The 1,012-nt window shown below is 46.2% G+C and carries 2 protein-coding genes and 1 pseudogene; all 3 read left to right on the top strand.

Annotated elements, in window-relative coordinates; genetic code table 11:
* A partial coding sequence (locus F6K37_RS44340; RefSeq protein ID WP_287255045.1) for a transposase occupies positions 1 to 187 on the top strand: 187 nt, incomplete at its 5' end.
* Positions 188 to 254: 67 nt separating this feature from the next.
* Positions 255 to 734 (top strand): 2-C-methyl-D-erythritol 2,4-cyclodiphosphate synthase, encoded by a 480-nt coding sequence (gene ispF, locus F6K37_RS44345; protein WP_008180966.1) that lies wholly within the window; start codon positions 255 to 257, stop codon positions 732 to 734.
* Positions 735 to 800: 66 nt separating this feature from the next.
* A pseudogene (locus F6K37_RS44350) lies at positions 801 to 1,012 on the top strand (anthranilate phosphoribosyltransferase); the annotation flags it as partial.

A 1,012-nucleotide genomic window follows, 5' to 3' on the forward strand; every position in this document is an offset into this window, starting at 1 on the left:
TCCGCCCAAGTGCAACCGTACTGTTAAGCGTGAGTATGATCGATACTTATACCAAGCACGACATCTAATTGAAAACTTCTTTGCCCAACTCAAGCAATATCGAGCGATTGCCACACGCTATGATAAAGGGGCAATAAACTTTCTATCCGCAATTTATCTGGCTGCTACCGTTATCTGGCTTAATTGATGACACGCCCTAGATAGCAGGTAAAATTCGATCGCTTGCTCTGTTAACGTGGGATTCAGTGGAAAAAATGACTATTCGGATTGGCAACGGTTACGATATCCATCAATTGGGCAAAGGTCGCCGTCTGATTATCGGAGGTGTAGACATTCCTCATGAATTGGGATTAGTCGGTCATAGTGATGCCGATGTCCTGACTCACGCCATCATGGACGCCATGCTGGGAGCCTTGAGTTTGGGCGATATTGGTCATTATTTCCCCCCAACTGACGAAAAATGGGCGGGTGCGGATAGTTTGGTATTGTTGAGTCAGGTGAATCAGTTGATCCAATCCCATGGCTGGCGGATTGGCAATATTGATTCGGTGGTGGTGGCGGAGCGTCCTAAGCTTAAGCCTCATATTAAGACCATGCGCGATCGCTTAAGTGTAGTCCTAGACCTGAAGCCTGACCAAATTGGCATTAAGGCAACCACTAATGAAAAGTTGGGTCCGGTGGGACGTGAAGAGGGAATTGCTGCTTATGCTGTAACCTTGTTAGTTAGAGATTGATCGGAAATAGTGATTGAATAGTTAATGCGATCGCATTTCCAGATAAAATACTCTACTTCTATAATAATGGTTCAAACCTCTTCTAACTGGCCCAGTTTGTTGCAACAGTTGTTGGATGGGCAATCGTTATCCAGTGACCAGGCATCACAACTGATGCAGGGATGGTTGAATGAAGAAATTCCCACTGTGTTATCTGGCGCACTTTTGGCAGCTATCCAGGCTAAAGGGGTGTCGGCTACCGAATTGGCAGGGATGGCTCAGGTGCTACAATCCCAGTC

Origin of the sequence: Moorena sp. SIO4E2 (assembly GCF_010671945.1) — a bacterium.
Classification (GTDB): domain Bacteria; phylum Cyanobacteriota; class Cyanobacteriia; order Cyanobacteriales; family Coleofasciculaceae; genus Moorena; species Moorena producens.